Annotated in this window: 10 protein-coding genes; 7 read left to right on the forward strand and 3 right to left on the reverse strand. The window is 63.0% G+C overall.

The features are described 5' to 3' along the window. The first annotated feature begins 48 nt into the window (after nt 1-48). Together CR103_RS06420 and CR103_RS22525 are read left to right on the forward strand one after the other, a co-directional pair. Entirely contained in the window at nt 49-456 is a 408-nt protein-coding gene (locus tag CR103_RS06420) for a hypothetical protein (RefSeq protein ID WP_099915179.1), read from the forward strand. A gap of 311 nt (nt 457-767) precedes the next feature. Further along, entirely contained in the window at nt 768-938 is a 171-nt protein-coding gene (locus CR103_RS22525; protein WP_180279301.1) for a hypothetical protein, read from the forward strand. Between the two features lie 31 nt (nt 939-969). Here CR103_RS22525 and CR103_RS06425 read toward each other — a convergent pair whose 3' ends face one another. The 3 genes from CR103_RS06425 to CR103_RS06435 all read right to left on the reverse strand — a co-directional run bounded on the left by CR103_RS06425 (nt 970) and on the right by CR103_RS06435 (nt 4,313). Further along, on the reverse strand, nt 970-1,566 hold the full coding sequence (locus CR103_RS06425; RefSeq protein WP_099915180.1) for a UbiX family flavin prenyltransferase: 597 nt from the start codon (nt 1,564-1,566) through the stop codon (nt 970-972). Next, nucleotides 1,559-1,870 (reverse strand): Grx4 family monothiol glutaredoxin, encoded by a 312-nt coding sequence (gene grxD / locus CR103_RS06430; protein ID WP_099915181.1) that lies wholly within the window; start codon nt 1,868-1,870, stop codon nt 1,559-1,561. Before grxD ends, CR103_RS06425 begins: the two co-directional genes overlap by 8 nt. 88 nt (nt 1,871-1,958) lie before the next feature. After that, nucleotides 1,959-4,313: a Tex family protein gene (locus CR103_RS06435; protein ID WP_099915182.1), complete on the reverse strand. Its 2,355-nt coding sequence runs from the start codon at nt 4,311-4,313 to the stop codon at nt 1,959-1,961. A 452-nt stretch (nt 4,314-4,765) separates the two neighbouring features. Here CR103_RS06435 and CR103_RS06440 point away from each other — a divergent pair, with 452 nt between their 5' ends. From CR103_RS06440 to CR103_RS06460, 5 genes are all read left to right on the forward strand, one after another. Further along, nucleotides 4,766-7,885 carry a DEAD/DEAH box helicase gene (locus tag CR103_RS06440; protein WP_099915183.1) on the forward strand — a complete coding sequence of 1,040 codons (3,120 nt, stop codon included), beginning with the start codon at nt 4,766-4,768 and terminating at the stop codon, nt 7,883-7,885. A 17-nt stretch (nt 7,886-7,902) separates the two neighbouring features. Continuing rightward, complete coding sequence (locus CR103_RS06445; RefSeq protein WP_099915184.1) at nt 7,903-9,060, forward strand: PAS domain-containing sensor histidine kinase; 1,158 nt, start codon at nt 7,903-7,905, stop codon at nt 9,058-9,060. 26 nt (nt 9,061-9,086) lie between these two features. Further along, entirely contained in the window at nt 9,087-9,767 is a 681-nt protein-coding gene (locus CR103_RS06450; protein ID WP_099915185.1) for a response regulator transcription factor, read from the forward strand. A gap of 107 nt (nt 9,768-9,874) precedes the next feature. After that, nucleotides 9,875-10,591, forward strand: coding sequence for a transposase (locus tag CR103_RS06455; RefSeq protein WP_099915186.1), 717 nt, complete (start codon nt 9,875-9,877; stop codon nt 10,589-10,591). Between the two features lie 186 nt (nt 10,592-10,777). Further along, complete coding sequence (locus tag CR103_RS06460) at nt 10,778-15,508, forward strand: glutamate synthase-related protein (RefSeq protein ID WP_099915278.1); 4,731 nt, start codon at nt 10,778-10,780, stop codon at nt 15,506-15,508. Nucleotides 15,509-15,514: the final 6 nt, after the last annotated feature.

Below are 15,514 nucleotides of genomic sequence, written 5' to 3' on the forward strand. Positions count from 1 at the left end.
CAGGTCAAGCAACTGACTTTCATCCCTATGCGTGAAATAGTGTTAACGATGAATTCATCCAACGAACGGGAAAGTTTCAGTGCGCGCTTGCAACAGTCACTGAAGAACGCCCATTACTCGCCCGACAGCCCCACCCGCCTGGCCCGCGAATTTAACATCCGCTTCGACGGCCGTCCGATCACCGTGCACGCAGCCCGCAAATGGTTGGTGGGAGAAGCTATTCCTACGCAGGAAAAACTGCGCATGATTGCCCAATGGCTGGGCGTGCCGGCGGAATGGCTGCGTTTCGGCGGGGCCGATGCTGCCACGCCACATGGCGACGCCTTGAACGGCTTGGCGCGCTTCTATTCGGAAGATGTCAAGTTAATCGCCGATTTACAGCGGCTCGATGAACATCATCGCCAAATCGCGCGCGAATTTGTCCGCATGCTGGTGAGAGTCAATAACCAAAAGTAGCAATTCGTATGTATTTGTGTGTAAATTACTTTGTTCTTCTGCACTTAAAAGACACATTAATTTCGATAAATCTCACATTTTGATGTCGCCGCGCCTTTGACCGCTTCAACACACTTGAACAAGTGTAACAAGTGTTCCCAACGTAGATTTGTCATTGCATCCGCGCGCAATTAATGCACAATATTAAGATTGCTTGCGCGCCAGGCCGGTGCAATGCAGTGCAGTGCAAAACCTGATAGTGGGCCATAATCACAGCAGTGACGGCCACTATTGTCACCTTGATACGAAACCAAGCCAAGGATCGTTGTCATATGAAAAGCAACTACAGCAACACCGCGCAACTCAAGGATTTGATGACAGTTCCGCCAATGACGGCAGCCCAGCATGCGGAAGTGATGCGCAAACGCATCCAGCACCGCAGGATGGTCGAGGAAGCAAAAGAGATGAAGAAGGCCGACTGCTGTCAGTTCGACAAGCGCTAACCGGCGCGCTCGGCCCGGGCATTCGCCTGAGTCAGGCGTCGGCGGGTGGCTTCATGCCGGCCCAGCGCGGCGCCAGCGCGTGCTCGATTGCGAACAAGTCGAGCACCCGCGCCACCGTATGGTCGACCATGTCGCCGATCGATTGCGGGCGATTGTAAAAGCTCGGCAGCGGCGGAAAAATAATGCCGCCCATTTCCGTCACCGCCGTCATGTTGCGCAAGTGCGCCAGGTTGAACGGCGTTTCGCGCACCATCAACACCAGTCGGCGGCGCTCCTTGAGCACCACGTCGGCGGCGCGCGCGATCAGGTTGTCGGACAAGCCCAGCGCCACCGCGGCCAGGGTTTTCATCGAGCACGGCGCGACGACCATGCCGTCGGACTGGAACGAACCGCTGGCGATCGCGGCGCCGACGTCGCGGTTCTTGTGCACCACATTGGCCAGCGCCTCGACATCGCGCCGCTGCATGCCCACTTCCTGGTGCAAGGTCAGGTTGGCGGCGTCGGAAATGACCAAGTGCGTCTCGACGCCGCCAATTGCCGCCAGTTGCTGCAGCAGCCGCACCCCATACACCGCGCCAGTGGCGCCGGTGATGGCAATGACCAGCCGCCGCGGCCGCGAATCAGGCATCGAGCAAGGTTTTGAGTTCGCCCGATGCGAACATCTCGTTCATGATGTCGGTGCCGCCGACGAATTCGCCCTTCACGTACAGCTGGGGAACGGTCGGCCAGTTCGAAAAATCCTTGATTCCCTGACGCACTTCCGGATCGTCCAGCACGTTGACGGTGGCGATGTTCTCGACGCCGCAGGCTTTCAGGATCTGGATCGCGCGGCCGGAAAAGCCGCATTGCGGGAACTGGGCAGTGCCCTTCATGAACAATACGACCGGGGTGGTGCTGACGGTCTCTTTGATCCAGGTTTGTACGTCGCTCATGGCTGCCTCGGTGAAAAAAATGAATGGATGACGGCATTTTATAAGAAAACGCCGCTGCTAGTGGCGGCAGCAGGAAATTGCTTGCCGATCAGCCGCGCAGCTTGGCGAACGCTGCCGCCATGCTGCCACTGGCCGGCGCCGGCGACTTCTCTTGCTTCTGGTGCTGCGCCAAGCGCTTGCCATCCACGCGGTCGCCGCGCTGCTCGACCTTCGCACCCGGCTGCGGCGCGCTGTCGGTCAGGCGCATCGTCAGCGCGATGCGCTTTCTCTTCTCGTCGACTTCCATCACCTTCACCCGCACCACCTGGCCGGCTTTTACCACCGAATGCGGATCTTTTACGAACGTGTTCGACAGCGCCGAAATATGCACCAGCCCGTCCTGGTGCACGCCGATGTCGACAAAGGCGCCAAACGCCGCCACGTTGGTCACCACGCCTTCCAGGATCATGTCGGGGCGCAGGTCGCGCAGCTGCTCGACGCCTTCCTTGAAGGTTGCGGTGGTAAATTCCGGCCGCGGATCGCGTCCCGGCTTTTCCAGCTCCCTCAAAATGTCGGTAATTGTCGGCACGCCGAATTTATCGTCCGCGTAGCGTGCCGGATCGAGCGTTTTCAGCAGCGCCGCGTCGCCGATCACCGCCTTCATGTCGCGCTCAATATCGGCCAGGATTTTTTCGACCAGCGGATACGATTCCGGGTGCACCGCCGAAGCGTCGAGCGGATTGGCGCTGCCCATCACGCGCAGGAAACCGGCCGCCTGTTCGAAGGTTTTTTCGCCCAGCCGCGGCACCGCTTTTAGCGCGGCGCGCGAAGCGAACGCGCCTTTCAGGTCGCGGTAGGTGACGATGCTTTGGGCCACGGAGGACGACAGGCCCGACACGCGCGCCAGCAGCGGCGCCGACGCCGTGTTGACGTCGACGCCGACCGCGTTGACGCAATCCTCGACGACTGCGTCGAGCGAGCGGGCCAGCTGGCTTTGCGACACGTCGTGCTGGTACTGGCCGACGCCGATCGACTTCGGATCGATTTTTACCAGTTCGGCCAGCGGATCTTGCAGCCGGCGCGCGATCGATACCGCGCCGCGCAGCGACACGTCCATGTCGGGCAGCTCGCGCGAGGCGAATTCGGAGGCCGAGTACACCGAGGCGCCCGCTTCCGAGACGACGATCTTGGTCAATGTGAGTTCAGGCAGTTGCTTGATCAGGTCCTGCGCCAGCTTGTCGGTTTCGCGCGAGGCGGTGCCGTTGCCGATCGAGATCAAGGACACCTTGTGCTTGGCCGCCAGCTGGCCGAGCAGGTGCAGCGAGCCGTCCCAGTCGTTCCTCGGCTGGTGCGGGTAGATCACCGCGGTGTCGACCACCTTGCCGGTGGCATCCACCACCGCCACCTTGACGCCGGTGCGCAGGCCCGGATCGAGGCCCATGGTGGCGCGCGGGCCGGCCGGCGCGGCAAGCAAGAGCGCCTTCAAGTTCAGCGCGAACACGTTGATCGCATCAAGTTCGGCTTTTTCGCGCAGCGCGCCCATCAACTCGGTCTCGAGGTGCATGAAGCTTTTCACGCGCCAGGTCCAGCGCGCGGTGTCAAGCAGCCACTTGTCGGCCGGGCGGCCCAGGTTCTTGATGCCGAAGCGCGCCGTGATGCGCCCTTCGCAGGGATTGTGCGGGGCGTCCCATTTCGGCTTCTCCGGCTCGGTGTCGAGCCGCAGGACGACGTCGAGCATGCCTTCGCGGCGCCCGCGCAGCAGCGCCAGCGCGCGGTGCGACGGCACCGTGCCGAGCGTTTCCGAATAGTCGAAGTAGTCGGCGAATTTTTCGCCCTCGTCCTCTTTGCCGGCGACCACTTTCGAGGCGACGATGCCGTGCTCGCGCACGTACTCACGCAGCGCCTGCAGCAACGTTGCGTCTTCGGCGAAGCGCTCCATCAAAATCTGGCGCGCGCCATCCAGCGCCGCCTTGATGTCCGCCACGCCGGGATTGTTGCCGTTGCCGTCGTCGCTGACAAACGCCTCGCGCAGGTAGCTAGCCGCTTCCTCTTCGGGATGGACGGTCGGATCGGCCAGCAAGCCGTCGGCCAGCGGCGCCAGCCCCGCCTCGATCGCGATCTGCGCCTTGGTGCGGCGCTTCTGTTTATATGGCAAATAAAGGTCTTCGAGGCGGGTCTTGTCGAGCGCATGGGTGACGGCGTCCAGCAGGATCGGGGTCATCTTGTTCTGTTCGGTGATCGAGGCGATGATCGCCGCGCGCCGGTCCTCCAGTTCGCGCAGGTAGCGCAGCCGCTCTTCCAGCAAGCGCAGCTGGATGTCGTCGAGGCCGCCGGTCGCTTCCTTGCGGTAACGCGCAATAAACGGCACGGTGGCGCCTTCGTCGAGCAGGGCGATGGCGGCGGCAACCTGCACCGGTTTGGCGGCAAGTTCAAGGGCAAGGCGTTGTTCGATAGTTGGGAGCATGGGGGCCATCTTGATGAGTCAAGCCTGGAATGATACGCAATCGCGGCCAAACCGCCAGGTTTGACAAATTTGATGTGTGCCGATAGCCGGCAGGCGGGCCGTTGTCAAATTTTCGCGAAGGTTGATCTTTCTCAACATTACAGCGCGCCGCCATTGGCAGGGATACGACAATCGACCAGCCTGCCGATCGGCGCGCGGGTCCGCCCCTGTTGCACTGACCGGCTTGTTTTGGTGGCGGTTTGGAGCGATGATGTCAGACCGGCTCGTCCGGCAAAGGCACAAACCGCACGGACGCGCTCTGACACAAAGCTTTGGCTAGGTGGTAATGCAGCCTGTTGCATCCAGTAATGTTTTTCTTTAGCGTGCGATCCTCAACAAACAAGAGCCCGCAGATGACGCATAATACCGGCTCTTGCCTTTTTTGATACGGAATGCACAGATCTATGCGAACAATGGATTTACCGCGCGACGAACTCACTGAAGCCCCGGCAACTGCACCGGCTGCCGCACCAGCACCACCGGCAACGCCGGTCACTGGATTGCCGGCCCCGGTCGCCAGCTGGCTGCAGCGGGTCGATGCAGCCGCCCACCCGCGCCCCAAGCTCTCGGTTGAAATCAAGGATCCCAAGCTCGCCCAATACAAGTTCGTCTACGTGCTGGCGCCAACCAGCGGCGGGCGCCACGTTGCGTTGTGCTTGTGCAAAGCCCGCTTGCGGCCGAACGGCGAAGTGGCCGCCGCCAGTCCGGTGTCCGAAGTGTTCTCGCTGTTGTCGGCGCCGCCCGCCTATCTGGAGGGTGTCGACGAGGACCTGGTGCGCTTTTTTATTGCCATGCGCAGCGGCGCTTCGCAAAGCAGCAGCGCGACCGAGCCGAAGGGCAAGATCGGCGCGATCCTGCTGCAAATGTTGCTCGAACAAGACAAGCTGCTGTGGGCGAATTCTTGGCCCGACATGGCCAGCGGCCTGGTCTATCCGCTGCAGGCCGGGCCGATGCGCAAGGCCAACCTGGTGTGGCGTGACGAAGGCCGCACCGCCCGCCTCGGCTGGCAGGTGGCGCCGGCGCCGGGCGCCACCCACAACGCGGCCGACCAGATCGACTACATGCTGCCGACCGATCCGCCGTGGTATATCGACAACCTGTCGTGCGGCGCGCTGGAACTGAACCGCGGCGGCGTCGACATCTCGTTGGCCGAGTTGCAGGCGCTGGTGGCGCAGGCGCCTGCACTCGCCGGCAACGACAAGCGCCGCGTCTCGCAACTGCTGCTGGCGCATGGCCTGCAGGGGCTGATGCCGCTGCCGCAACCGTTGACCCAGCGCCTGCGCGGCGACGTCAAGCCACGCCCCTACCTGTTGCTCGATTCGGTGCAACTGGCCGACGGCGCGACGCCGCGCTGGCACGATGTCGCAGTGCTTTCCTACGATTACGACGGCGAACGCGTCGCGTTCGACCCGGACCAGCGCGTGGTGCGCCAGGTTGGCGACGTCACCGAAGTGATCGCGCGCGACGCCGATGCCGAAGCAGCGGCGCTGGCGGCGCTGGCGGAGCTTGGCTTTCGCAAGCCGGCCACGGCGCCCCTGAGCGGCCTGGCCGGCGCGCTACAGCTCGACAGCCAGGCCCATTGGCTGCGCTTCGCCGAGGGCGACCTCGATCTGCTGCTGGAGACCGGCTGGCACGTGCAGCGCTCCAAGCATTACCGCTACGACGTGGTGGCGGTGGAAGACTGGTACGCCCAGATCGACCAGCCGGCCGAGGCGGGCAACGCCTGGTTCGAGCTCGAACTGGGCATCGTCGTCAATCAGAAGCGGGTACCGCTGCTGCCGGTGCTGGTGCAACTGATCCGCAGCGCGCCGAGCGACTTCGACCCGGACGTGCTGGCCGCGCACGGCGAGGCCGACCAGATGCTGGCGACGTTACCGGACGGGCTGCGGGTGGCGCTGCCGTGGGGCCGCCTAAAACCCATCCTCGGCGCCCTGGGCGAATTGTATTTCAGCGACAAGATCAAAAATAAGGTCCGGCTGTCGACGCTCGACGCCGGCCGGCTCGAGGAACTGGCGCGCGGCACACAGTTGCGCTGGTTTGGCGGCGAGCGGCTGCGCGAGACCGGTCGCAAGCTCAGCTTGTTCGGGGCGGTCCAGAAAGTGGCGGCCCCGGCCGGCTTGCGGGCGACCCTGCGCGACTATCAGGCCGACGGCCTGGCGTGGATGCAGTTCCTGCGCGAATACGACCTGGCCGGTATTTTGGCCGACGACATGGGCCTGGGCAAGACGGTGCAAACCCTGGCCCACATCCTGGTCGAAAAGGAAGCCGGCCGTTTGACCTGTCCGGCGCTGGTGATCGCCCCGACCAGCTTGATGACCAATTGGCAGGAGGAGGCGGCGCGCTTCGCGCCTGGCTTGCGCGTGCTGCTGCTGCAAGGCAAGGAGCGGCTCGACCTGTTCGACCAGATCGACGCGGCCGACCTGGTGCTGACCACCTACGCGCTGCTGCCGCGCGACGAGGAAAAACTGCGCGAGCACGCCTACCACCTGGTCATCCTCGACGAATCGCATTACATCAAGAACAACCGTTCGAAGGCGGCCCAGAGCGCCGGCCTGCTGACGTCGCGCCATCGGCTGTGCCTGACGGGCACGCCGCTCGAAAACCACCTCGGCGAACTGTGGTCGCAGTTTCACTTTTTGCTGCCGGGCCTGCTGAACGACGAAAAAACCTTCAACAGCCAGTTCCGCCACCCGATCGAGCGCCAGGACGACCCGCTGCGGCGGGCGTTACTGAACCGCCGCATCAAGCCATTTTTACTGCGCCGTACCAAGGACAACGTGGCCAAAGAATTGCCGCCTAAAACGGAAATGGTGCGCAAGGTCGAGCTGTCGGGGGCTCAGCGCGACCTGTACGAAACGGTGCGTCTGGCGATGGACAAGAAGGTGCGCGACGAGATCGACAAAAAAGGCGTGGCGCGCAGCCAGATCGTGATCCTCGAGGCGCTGCTCAAGCTGCGCCAGGTCTGCTGCGACCCGCGCCTGGTCAAGACCTTGCCTGCCAAAAAGCAGGGCAGCGGCTCGGCCAAGCTGATCGACCTGATGCAGATGGTTGACGACCTGCTCGACGAAGGCCGCAAGATCCTGGTGTTTTCCCAGTTCACCAGCATGCTGGCGCTGATCGAGGAAGAACTCGACGCGCGCCGCATCCCCTATGCGCTTCTCACCGGCGACACCCGCGACCGCGCCGCCCAGGTGGCCGCCTTCCAGCAGGGTGCGGTGCCGATTTTTCTGATCAGCCTGAAGGCCGGCGGGGTCGGCCTGAACCTGACCGCGGCCGACACCGTGATCCACTACGATCCGTGGTGGAACCCGCAAGCCGAGAACCAGGCCACCGACCGCGCTTGGCGCATCGGCCAGGACAAGCCGGTGTTCGTCTACAAGCTGATCGCCAAGGGAACGCTGGAAGAAAAAATCCAGCTGCTGCAGCAAAAGAAAGCGGACCTGGCACAATCGATCCTGGCCGACGGCGAATCGCACAAGATGGTGCTGACGCAGGACGACCTGCAGGCGATCTTCGCCCCTCTCGAGGAATAGGACCGATCGATGACTCAATGACAGCGACCGCCGGCGCCGACCAGTTCCGCACGATTGCCGAGATTGGCGGCGATGTCGCCTGGATCGTCGATTGCGCCAACGGTTTGCCGCGCTATATCAGCCCGTGCCTCGAACAGCTGCTCGGCTACAACTTCGACGATGTTTACGACCAGATGAACGGGGGCGCTCCGGATAGCGCGCTGGCCTGCCTGTGCGCCGGCCTGCCGGCGCGGCTGGCGCGCTATGCCGCCGGCGACCTGGCGCGCGTGCGCGTGGTGCGCCAGTTCGACCAGCCGCACCGCGACGGCCGCCTGGTGCCGGTCGAAGTCGTCTCCAGCTTGCTGTTCGACGCCGCCGGCCGCCCTGACGTGCTCGTTGGCATCGTGCGCGACCTGACGGTGCAACGTGAGCGCGAGGCCGAACAGCGCCGCTTCGCCGGCATGCTGAACCATGAGTTTCGCACCCCGCTGTCGACCATCGACGGCGCCATCCAGCGGCTCGAATCGACCGGCGCCAACGCCGACGGGCCAACGCGCGAACGTTACCGCAGGATCTCGACAGCGGTCGAGCGCCTGATCGGCATGCTCGACGATTACCTGTCGCCCGAGCGCGTCGAGCAGATCGGCGGCAAGCGCCCCGCCGACAGCATCGACCCGCGCCAGTTGCTGGGTGACGCCGGCGGGTGGGTAGTGGCGGCCGGGCACCGCGTGACCCTCGATTTCGGCGACCTGCCCGCCAGCCTGCGCTGCGAACCCCAGGGTGTGCGGCTGGCCTTGAAAGTATTGGTCGATAACGCCTTGCAGTACGGGCCGGTCGAGGCGCCTGTTGCGCTGTCGGGCCGGCGCGCCGGCGGCGGCGTTGAGCTGCTGGTGCGTGACTTCGGCTGCGGGGTGCCGGCGGCGGAAACGGCGCAGATTTTCGCCAGGTCCTGGCGCGGCAGCAATGCCGGCGCGCGGCCTGGCTCCGGGCTGGGGCTGTACATGGCGCGCTCGGTGATCGAAGTGCACGGCGGCATGTTAAGTGTGCGCAACGCTGAACCGGAAGGCGCCGAATTTCGCATCTGGCTGCCGGTACGTCAGTCGACAGGGAAAAATGTTGCATCTAGCGGTCACACAAGTGATAATTCCGGTAACAATTACAGGTTGGCACCGGGTATCAAAAATACCGGGGGTTAATAAAACACAATAAAAATGGCCAACCCATGACGCAGATATTGATTGTTGAAGACAACGGCGACTACGCCGGAGACATGGCCGAGTTCCTGACCGAGCTCGATCATGAGGTGACGATTGCCACCACCGCGGGGGAAATGTGGGCTGCGCTGACCAGGACGCCGGCGGCGGTGGTGGTGCTCGACCTTGGCCTGCCGGACGAGGACGGCTTCAACGTGATTCCCCGCATGCGCCAGCTGTACCCGGAGATTGGCCTGCTGGTGCTGACCGGCCGGGTTGCCTTCGACAACCGTATTCTCGGCCTGCGCCTGGGCGCTGACCATTACCTCACTAAACCGATCAAGTTCCCCGAGCTGGCCGCCCACATTGAGGCGCTCGACCGGCGCGTGCGCCCGCAAGAGCCGACCCCGGCGCCAAGCAAGTGGAACCTGCGAGTAAGTGCTCGCCAACTCGAGCTGATGGGCACGGTGATCGACCTCACCGAGAAGGAATGCAACTTCCTCCACCTGCTGACCATCAACACCCGTCCGGTACCGCGCCAGACCATCGTCGCCGGCATGGGCAGTGACGATCCGGACGCCAGCCGCCGGGTCGACATGCTGGTGTATCGTCTGCGTAAGAAAGCGCGCAGCGGCCTCGGCCAAGACCTGCCGCTGCGCAGCGCCTACGGCGAAGGCTACAGTTTGTCGGCGGGTTTTACGCTGTCGTAGACTGCTTGCGCGGGTGATCGAAAGGCGTGAGATTAAATAGGGACAGGTTAATGGGGCGTCCGGTAAAATAGGTCTCGCTCCACTTCCTGCGCCCCGCTATCGACTTTATGGCCCGCCTGCCCCGACTCATCGTCCCCCACCAGCCCCACCATATCGTCCAGCACGGAAACGACCGTCAGCCAATTTTCCGCGAGCCGGAGGATTGCCGGCGCTTTCTCGGCTGGCTGCGCGACAGCGCCAGACAATACAAGGTCGCCATCCACGCCTACGTCCTGACGCCGGCCCAGCTGCAGCTGCTGGCCACACCAAGCGACGAGGAGGGCCTGGCGCAGGCCATGCAACGGGTTGGCCGCTATTACGTTCCCTGGTACAACGCGAAATATGCCCGCTCCGGCAGCCTGTTCCAGGGGCGTTTCAAGACGTCGGTGATCGATGCGGCGGCATATTTCTTGCAATGCAGCCTTTACATTGAACTGGCGCCGGTGCGTGCCGGGTTGGCAACAGAGGCGCTGGCCTATCCATGGTCGAGTCACGCCCACCATGCCGGGGTCAGTCTTGACGCGGCAATTACCGACCATGCGTCGTACTGGGCGCTGGGCAATACGCCGTTCCAGCGCGAGGCGCTCTATAAACAGCTGGCCGAACGCTCGCTCACAAGCGCGCAGCTGCAAGTGATCGAGAAGTCGGTCCTAAAAGGCTGGCCGCTCGGGTCCGACGCGTTCAAGGCAAACCTGGAAAAAAAAGCGCAGCGCCAGGTGTTGCCGGCCAAGCGCGGGCGGCCGTTGAAGGCGAAGCCATCTGCCACAGCAACTGGGCCAAGCTGATCGACAATTCATATTGGCATTGTGCCATCGGACTACTTCAAAACCGCATTAACCATGTCCCTATTAATTTCTTGGCGCGACAATTAAATAATTAATTCGACTCCGACCCTGATTATTTCGATTGAACTTTCTGCTGCATTGCACTATTCTCGATCCTTACTCGAATAATAGCTGTGGAGAATGCGCATGATTGCCCAAGGTTTGTACGATCCGTCGAATGAACACGATGCCTGCGGCGTCGGTTTCATTGCCCATATCAAGGGCAACAAGAGTCACTCCATCGTCGAACAGGGCCTGTCGATCCTGAAAAACCTCGACCACCGGGGTGCGGTCGGGGCCGACGCGCTGATGGGCGACGGCGCCGGTATCCTGATCCAGATTCCCGATCAATTTTACCGCGACGAGATGGCAAGGCTTGGCATCGAACTGCCGCCGCCCGGCGAATATGGGGTCGGCATGGTCTTCCTGCCGAAGGAAAACGCCTCGCGCATCGCTTGCGAACAGGAAATCGAACGCGCCACCCGCATCGAAGGCCAGGTCGTGCTCGGCTGGCGCAACGTGCCGATCGACGACACCATGCCGATGTCGCCCACCGTGCGCGCCAAGGAACCGGTGATCCGCCAGATTTTTATCGGCCGCGGCCCGGACATCATGGTCACCGACGCGCTCGAGCGCAAACTGTACGTGATCCGCAAATCGTCCGGCCACGCGATCCAGGCCTTGAAACTTTTGCACGGCAAGGAGTTTTTCGTGCCGTCGATGTCGGCCCGCACCATCGTCTACAAAGGCCTGCTGTTGGCCGACCAGGTCGGCGTCTACTACAAGGATTTGCAAGACCCGCGCTGCATTTCGGCGCTGGCGCTGGTGCACCAGCGTTTTTCGACCAACACGTTTCCCGAGTGGCCGCTGGCCCACCCGTACCGCCTGATCGCCCACAACGGCGAGATCAACACCGTCAAGGGCAATTTTAATTGGATGCGCGCGCGCGAAGGCGTCATGAAGTCGGCCGTGCTGGGCGACGACCTGCACAAGCTGTTCCCGCTGATCTATGAAGGCCAGTCCGACACCGCCTGCTTCGACAACGCGCTCGAGTTGCTGATCATGGCCGGCTACCCGATCGCCCAGGCGATGATGATGATGATCCCGGAAGCGTGGGAAAACCACGGCACGATGGACGACAACCGCCGCGCCTTCTATGAATACCACGCGGCGATGATGGAGCCGTGGGACGGCCCGGCCGCGATGGCGTTCACCGACGGCCGCCATATCGGCGGTACCCTCGACCGGAACGGCCTGCGACCGGCCCGTTACATCGTCACCGACGACGATTTGGTGGTGATGGCGTCGGAGTCTGGCGTGCTGCCGATTCCGGAGTCGAAGATCATCCAGAAATGGCGTCTGCAGCCGGGCAAGATGTTTCTGATCGACCTGGAGGCCGGCCGCATCATCGACGACAAGGAACTGAAGGACACCTACGCCAACGCCAAGCCGTACAAGGCGTGGATCAACTCGGTGCGCATCAAGCTGGGCGAAATCAAGCTGACCCAGAGCCAGCTTGGGCACAACCGCGCCAAGGAGTCGCCTCGCAGCGGCGCACCGGCCCAGGGCGAAAAGACTGCCGCCACCGTGCTCGACCGCCAGCAGGCGTTCGGCTACACCCAGGAAGATTTAAAATTTCTGATGGCGCCGATGGCCTTGCTGGGCGAGGAAGCGACCGGCTCGATGGGCAACGACTCGCCGCCGGCGGTGATGTCGAACAAGCTCAAGCCTTTGTACAATTACTTCAAGCAGCTGTTTGCCCAGGTCACCAACCCGCCGATCGACCCGATCCGCGAAGCGATGGTGATGTCGCTGGTGTCGTTCATCGGCCCGAAACCGAACCTGCTAGATACCAACAACGTCAACCCGCCGATGCGCCTGGAAGTGTCGCAGCCGGTGCTCGGCTTCGACGACATGGCGCGATTGCGCGCCATTAGCGCGCATACCGGCGGCAAGTTCAAATCGTACGAATTGAACATCTGCTACCCGGTCGCCTGGGGCAAAGAGGGCATTGAAGCGTCGCTCGCGTCGCTGTGCGCCGAAGCGGTCGACGCCGTCAAGTCCGGTCACAACATCCTGATCGTATCCGACCGTAACGTCTCGAGCGACCAGGTGGCGATCCCCGCGCTGTTGGCCACCTCGACCATCCACCAGCACCTGGTCGGGCGCGGCCTGCGCGCCTCCACCGGCCTCGTGATCGAAACCGGTTCGGCCCGCGAAACCCATCATTTTGCTTTGCTGGCCGGTTACGGCGCCGAAGCCGTCCATCCGTACCTGGCGATGGAAACGCTGGTCGAACTGGCGCAAAGCCTGGGCGACAATTTGTCGAGCGAAACCGCCGTTTATAACTACACCAAGGCGATCGGCAAGGGTTTGCTGAAGGTGATGTCGAAGATGGGCATCTCGACCTACATGTCGTACTGCGGCGCGCAGATTTTCGAAGTCATTGGACTGAACAAGTCGCTGGTCGACAAATACTTCAAGGGTACGTCGTCGAGCGTCGAAGGGATCGGCGTGTTCGAAGTGGCCGACGAGGCGCTGCGTTTGCACAGCCTGGCGTTCGGCAACGACCCGATCCTGGCCGAGTCGCTCGACGCCGGCGGCGAGTACGCCTTCCGCGTGCGTGGCGAAGAGCACATGTGGACGCCGGACGCGATCGCCAAGCTGCAGCACGCGGCGCGAGCCAACAATTTTTCCAGCTACAAGGAATACGCCCAACTGATCAACGACCAGAGCCGCCGCCACCTGACCTTGCGCGGCCTGTTCGAATTCAGGCTTGACCCGACCCGCGCGATCCCGATCGACGAAGTCGAGCCGGCCAAGGACATCGTCAAGCGCTTCGCCACCGGCGCCATGTCGCTCGGCTCGATCTCGACCGAAGCGCACGCGACATTAGCGATCGCCATGAACCGCATCGGCGGCAAGTCGAACACCGGCGAAGGCGGCGAAGATCCGGCGCGCTACACCCAGGAACTGAAGGGCATCCCGATCCGCCAGGGCCAGACCATGGCGTCGGTGATCGGCGCCTCCAACGTCGTCGTCGACATCCCGCTGCAGGACGGCGACTCGCTGCGTTCGCGCATCAAGCAGGTGGCGTCGGGACGCTTCGGCGTTACCGCCGACTATCTGAACTCGGCCGACCAGATCCAGATCAAGATGGCGCAGGGCGCCAAGCCCGGCGAAGGCGGCCAGTTGCCAGGCCATAAAGTGTCGGAATACATCGCCAGCCTGCGCTTTTCGGTGCCCGGCGTCGGCCTGATTTCGCCGCCGCCGCACCATGACATCTACTCGATCGAGGACTTGGCCCAGCTGATCCACGATTTAAAAAATGCCAATCCGCGCGCCTCGATTTCCGTCAAGCTCGTATCCGAAGTGGGCATTGGCACGGTTGCCGCCGGCGTCACCAAGGCGAAAGCCGATCACGTGGTCGTCGCCGGCACCGACGGCGGCACCGGCGCCTCGCCGCTGTCGTCGGTCAAGCACGCCGGCACGCCGTGGGAGCTGGGTCTGGCCGAAACCCAGCAAACCCTGGTGCTCAACGGCCTGCGCAGCCGCATCCGGGTGCAGGCCGACGGCCAGATGAAGACCGGCCGCGACGTCGTCATTGCCGCCATGCTGGGCGCCGACGAAATCGGTTTCGCCACCGCGCCGCTGGTGGTCGAAGGTTGCATCATGATGCGCAAGTGCCACCTGAACACCTGCCCGGTCGGCGTCGCGACGCAAGATCCGTTGCTGCGCGCAAAATTCGCCGGCAAGCCTGAGCACGTGGTCAACTATTTCTTCTTCGTTGCCGAAGAAGCGCGCCAATTGATGGCGCAACTGGGCATCCGCACCTACGACGAACTGATCGGCCGCGCCGACCTGCTCGACAAGTCGAAAGCGATTACCCACTGGAAGGCTAGCGGGCTCGATTTCTCGGCCATTTTCTATCAGCCGAAGTCGCCGGGCGGCACGCCGATTCACCATACCGAAACGCAAGACCACGGTCTCGAAAAAGCGTTGGACCACAAGCTGATCGCGCAGGCGCGGGCGGCGCTGGAAAAAGGCGAGCGCGTCTCGTTTATTTCGCCGGTGCGCAACGTCAACCGCACCGTCGGCACCATGCTGTCGGGCGAAGTGGCCAAGCGCTACGGCCACGCCGGCTTGCCGGACGATACCATCCACATCCAGCTGCAAGGTACGGCGGGCCAGTCGGCCGCGGCGTTCCTGGCGGCCGGCATCACGATCGACCTGGTGGGAGAGGGCAACGATTACGTCGGCAAGGGTTTGTCGGGCGGGCGCATCATCGTGCGGCCGAATACCGAGTTCCGCGGCTGGGCGGTGGACAACATCATCGTCGGCAACACCGTGCTGTACGGTGCGATTTCCGGCGAAGCCTTTTTTAACGGCGTCGCCGGCGAGCGTTTCGCGGTGCGTAATTCGGGCGCGACGGCAGTGGTCGAAGGCTGCGGCGACCATGGCTGCGAATACATGACCGGCGGCACCGTTGTCGTGCTCGGCGAGACGGGGCGCAACTTCGCCGCCGGCATGTCGGGCGGCGTGGCGTACGTGTACGACCCGGCCGGCGACTTCGAAAAGCGCTGCAACACGACGATGGTCAATCTCGAGCGCGTGCACAGTGCCAATGAGCAGGACGACGTATCCGGCTGGCACAGCCAGAGCCGCGAAAGCGCGCGCGAGGCGGACGAGACCATCCTCAAGCGGCTCATCGAGCGCCACTTCAAGCACACCGGCAGCACCCGAGCCCGCTTTCTGCTCGACAACTGGACCGAAGGCCGTGGCAAGTTCGTCAAGGTGTTCCCGACCGACTACAAGCGCGCGCTGGAAGAAATGCACAACAGCAGCATGGAAGAAGCCGCCGAGCAGATCGCTGCCTGAGACTAC

The organism is Massilia psychrophila (assembly GCF_002760665.1).
Classification (GTDB): domain Bacteria; phylum Pseudomonadota; class Gammaproteobacteria; order Burkholderiales; family Burkholderiaceae_D; genus JAFCUW01.

Bases quoted from the DNA above. Each gene is read 5' to 3' on its own strand.
- CR103_RS06460 (WP_099915278.1), top strand. From the start codon at position 10,778: ATGATTGCCCAAGGTTTGTACGATCCGTCGAATGAACACGATGCCTGC.
- CR103_RS06425 (WP_099915180.1), bottom strand. From the start codon at position 1,566: ATGCCTGATTCGCGGCCGCGGCGGCTGGTCATTGCCATCACCGGCGCC.
- CR103_RS06445 (WP_099915184.1), top strand. From the start codon at position 7,903: ATGACAGCGACCGCCGGCGCCGACCAGTTCCGCACGATTGCCGAGATT.
- CR103_RS06435 (WP_099915182.1), bottom strand. From the start codon at position 4,313: ATGCTCCCAACTATCGAACAACGCCTTGCCCTTGAACTTGCCGCCAAA.
- CR103_RS06455 (WP_099915186.1), top strand. From the start codon at position 9,875: ATGGCCCGCCTGCCCCGACTCATCGTCCCCCACCAGCCCCACCATATC.
- CR103_RS06440 (WP_099915183.1), top strand. From the start codon at position 4,766: ATGGATTTACCGCGCGACGAACTCACTGAAGCCCCGGCAACTGCACCG.
- CR103_RS22525 (WP_180279301.1), top strand. From the start codon at position 768: ATGAAAAGCAACTACAGCAACACCGCGCAACTCAAGGATTTGATGACA.
- grxD (WP_099915181.1), bottom strand. From the start codon at position 1,870: ATGAGCGACGTACAAACCTGGATCAAAGAGACCGTCAGCACCACCCCG.
- CR103_RS06450 (WP_099915185.1), top strand. From the start codon at position 9,087: ATGACGCAGATATTGATTGTTGAAGACAACGGCGACTACGCCGGAGAC.
- CR103_RS06420 (WP_099915179.1), top strand. From the start codon at position 49: ATGAATTCATCCAACGAACGGGAAAGTTTCAGTGCGCGCTTGCAACAG.